Below are 3,591 nucleotides of genomic sequence, written 5' to 3'. Positions count from 1 at the left end.
TGTTATCCTCCCAAAATCATACCTTTTACTGTATGAACACATTCTAGCATATGAACGATTTTAAAAGCAAAAAACTGAATCCAAAATGAAAACATTTTCATTTCAGCTTTGAAAAGAAAAAAGCTCTTCTATTGGAAATAGAAGAGCTTACAATACCGTATCAAAGGTGAAAAAAGGAATCTCTACGTTGAAAATCATATGTACTGGGCATGATTCCCCATTCAATCACCTTATTGTTGTACAGCATCTTTGAGTGCTTTACCCGGTTTAAATGCAGGAACCTTGCTTGCTGCAATTTCGATTTCTTCCCCCGTTTGAGGATTACGTCCTTTGCGAGCAGCACGTTCACGAACTTCAAAATTACCAAATCCGATCAATTGCACTTTGTCTCCGCTTTTCAATGATTCTAAAATAGAATCAAACACAGCTTCAACTGCCTTCGTAGCGTCTTTCTTAGAAATTTCACTAGCTTCTGCAACTGCGTTAATTAAATCAGTCTTATTCATGCCATTCACCTCCTCCCAAAGGGACCACTATATGCATAATAAAGTGAGTCTTATCTTCATTTGTAGGCAATTTCTACAATTTCTATACAACAAAGCTGTAGATAAATCGTTATCAACGCTTATATTATACGATTCTTCCTTATAATTCAATGATTTTAAAGAAAATGTTACCAACTTAGTTCTACCCTATGTAATAATTTCCTATTAGTTATAAAAAAAAGACCTCGCGTAAAGAGGTCTTTTATTCACTATAATATAATTGCAATGAGCCCACCCGATCCCTCATTTATGATACGTTCAAGCGTTTCCTTTAATTTGTAGCGTGCATTTTCAGGCATTAGCGAGAGTTTTGCTTGAATCCCTTCACGAACGATGGAGCTAAGAGATCTGCCAAAGATGTCAGAATTCCAAATAGAAAGCGGATCATCTTCAAAATCCTGCATCAAATAGCGGACAAGCTCTTCGCTTTGCTTCTCAGTCCCAATAATCGGTTCAAACGTAGATTCTACATCGACTTTGATCATATGAATGGAAGGAGCAACCGCCTTTAACTTTACCCCAAAACGAGAACCATGACGAATGATTTCGGGTTCATCCAAGCTCATGTCGACTAAAGCAGGTGCTGCGATTCCATACCCCGTTTGTTTTACCATTTTCAGTGCATCTGCTACTTGGTCATACTCTACTTTAGCATGAGCAAAATCTAGCATCAGCTTTAATAGATGATCCTTTCCGCGAATCTCTACTCCTACCACTTCTTTTAATATTTCATCATATAATTCGTCCGGTGCATATAAGTCAATTTCTGCTACTCCCTGCCCCATGTCGATGCCAGCAAGGCTCGCACGGTCAATAAATTCATATTGACTAAATTGCCAAACGACCCGGTCTACATCGCGCAGTCGTTTAATATCCTTTACGGTCTCCTGAACTGCTTCTTGATAGCTTTCACGTAGCCAGTGATTTTCATTTAACACCATTACCCAACTAGGAAGATTCACATTCACTTCTAAAACAGGGAATTCGTAAAGAGCTTCGCGAAGTACATTATGAACATCACCCTCTCGCATTCCTTCCACACTCATAGCAAGAACGGGAATATCATATTGCTCCACTAAGCTTTGTCGAAGCGTCTCCGTGTCTGGATGATATGGCTGTACAGTGTTGATAACCATAATAAAGGGTTTCCCAACTTCTTTTAATTCATTGACGACACGCTCTTCGGCATCCACATAATCACGGCGCGGAATTTCACCAATCGTTCCATCTGTAGTGACAACTACCCCGATCGTTGAATGCTCTTGAATTACTTTTCTTGTACCGATTTCTGCAGCCTCATGAAATGGAATTGGTTCGTCATACCAAGGCGTAGTAATCATACGAGGCCCATTTTCATCCTCATACCCTTTCGCACCCGGCACAGTATACCCAACACAATCAACCAGTCGTATGTTCACATCAAGTCCATCCTCTACATGGATAGAAACAGCTTGATTTGGAACAAACTTCGGCTCCGTTGTCATAATCGTTCTTCCAGCAGCACTTTGCGGCAATTCATCTTGCGCCCGTTGACGATCCCCTTCATTTTCGATATTCGGAATGACAACAAGCTCCATAAACTTTTTAATAAACGTAGATTTTCCTGTTCGAACTGCACCGACTACTCCAAAATAAATATCGCCGCCTGTACGTTCAGCAATATCTTTAAACACATCAATCTTTTCCAAGTATGTTCCCCCCCTAAGAGTTGTTGGGAATGTGATTTTGGTTTCGTCAGGACATTCATGCCTATGATTTTGTCCTACTTTATTATGACGAGTGTAAACAAAATAGTTTTTTCCCATTTCATAGAAAAACAAAAACCCTTCTTTTAGAACGTATTCGAAAATAGAAGGGTTCATGCCATATCACCTGAAAAATTTTGGCTCACTAGTTGGTTTAAGATGTTAGAGTGAATCTAAGATTCCATTCATTCATTCGTTGGACCACTTAACAAAACAAGTAGCATAAGTAACCCTGCTAGGATCATAATGCAATAAGCGAAAAATGCTGCAATACTTTTCCATATTTGGTTTTGAACTTTATATCTGCTAAAAAAAATGAGGTAAACTGCAAGGCCCATACCACCCATAGAAGTTAGCGATAGCCACATTTTCAAAAGAGAAGTCGACATGCATATCCCCCCAGTTTCTTTCCTATTTTCATATTCTTTAATTAGAATATTTTATATTTATTACCAATTATTTTCAACTATTATTTTATTCCATAACTAAAACCGAAGCGAACTGGGGGCTCTTCGCTTCGGTTGACCATGTATCCCCTATTTAGCTCATGGATTGCTTCGTTCGTAGTATCATATGCGGCTGTATATCCTGTTGTTTCTTACTCCCAAACCACAACTCTATTTTTTAAACATATTTCCTAGTGAGCTTAAATCTGTAGGCATATTATTATTCATAATTGCCTTTACAATTTGATCTTCTTTTTCTTTTGTCACATTGCGTCCTGCAATAGCACCTACTTGTTGTACGAGCTGCCGTAACACCTTTTCATCCTTTAAATTCGAGTTTTGTACCGAAGCAGCTAGTTTGAATATATCCTCTTTGTTAACATTTGCTTTCTTCTCTACATTATCAAATAAATTATTGGAGCTCATTATTTCCACCCTCTCTTCATATCTTCCCTTTATCATATGCAAGAAGGAATATTGGGTGAATGTCATCTTAATGTACAACTTTCACGACCATTTTTTTGGATAAAGCAAAAAAGAGGAGAATTTAGTTAATCCCCTCTTCTTTAAAATATCGTATTAATGGTTCCGCTGTGAAAGATTTGGTACAGCTTCCATTTCATGCTTACGAACACGTCCCATTAAGGAATGAACCGCTTCCTTTACATCTTTATTATGGAATAATACCTCATATAATTCGGATGTAATCGGCATTTCTACATTCATTGTTTTGGCTAGCTGGTATGCAGCTTTTGTAGTACGCACCCCTTCTACAACCATGCCCATGCTGGATAATACCTCATCAAGAGAATGACCCTTTCCTAACATATTTCCCGCACGCCAATTTCGACTATG

Annotated in this window: 5 protein-coding genes; all 5 read right to left on the bottom strand. The window is 38.3% G+C overall.

Annotated elements, in window-relative coordinates; translation table 11 throughout:
- Positions 1 to 230 precede the first annotated feature (230 nt).
- A complete protein-coding gene (locus tag AC11ZT_RS02955) occupies positions 231 to 506 on the bottom strand; it encodes an HU family DNA-binding protein (protein WP_379968526.1) in 276 nt (91 codons plus the stop codon).
- 248 nt (positions 507 to 754) lie between these two features.
- Positions 755 to 2,233, bottom strand: coding sequence for a stage IV sporulation protein A (gene spoIVA, locus AC11ZT_RS02950; protein ID WP_484058180.1), 1,479 nt, complete (start codon positions 2,231 to 2,233; stop codon positions 755 to 757).
- A gap of 242 nt (positions 2,234 to 2,475) precedes the next feature.
- Positions 2,476 to 2,679: a DUF2768 domain-containing protein gene (locus AC11ZT_RS02945; protein WP_484058179.1), complete on the bottom strand. Its 204-nt coding sequence runs from the start codon at positions 2,677 to 2,679 to the stop codon at positions 2,476 to 2,478.
- 228 nt (positions 2,680 to 2,907) lie between these two features.
- Entirely contained in the window at positions 2,908 to 3,162 is a 255-nt protein-coding gene (locus AC11ZT_RS02940) for a stage VI sporulation protein F (protein WP_484058178.1), read from the bottom strand.
- 153 nt (positions 3,163 to 3,315) lie between these two features.
- Positions 3,316 to 3,591, bottom strand: a 276-nt coding sequence (locus tag AC11ZT_RS02935) for an NAD(P)H-dependent glycerol-3-phosphate dehydrogenase (RefSeq protein WP_484058177.1), incomplete at its 5' end; no start/stop codon positions are given.

The sequence above is a fragment of the Ectobacillus sp. genome, assembly GCF_056992975.1.
This window is presented reverse-complemented; position numbering and strand designations above follow the sequence as displayed.

Bases quoted from the DNA above. Each gene is read 5' to 3' on its own strand.
- AC11ZT_RS02940 (WP_484058178.1), bottom strand. From the start codon at position 3,162: ATGAGCTCCAATAATTTATTTGATAATGTAGAGAAGAAAGCAAATGTT.
- AC11ZT_RS02955 (WP_379968526.1), bottom strand. From the start codon at position 506: ATGAATAAGACTGATTTAATTAACGCAGTTGCAGAAGCTAGTGAAATT.
- AC11ZT_RS02945 (WP_484058179.1), bottom strand. From the start codon at position 2,679: ATGTCGACTTCTCTTTTGAAAATGTGGCTATCGCTAACTTCTATGGGT.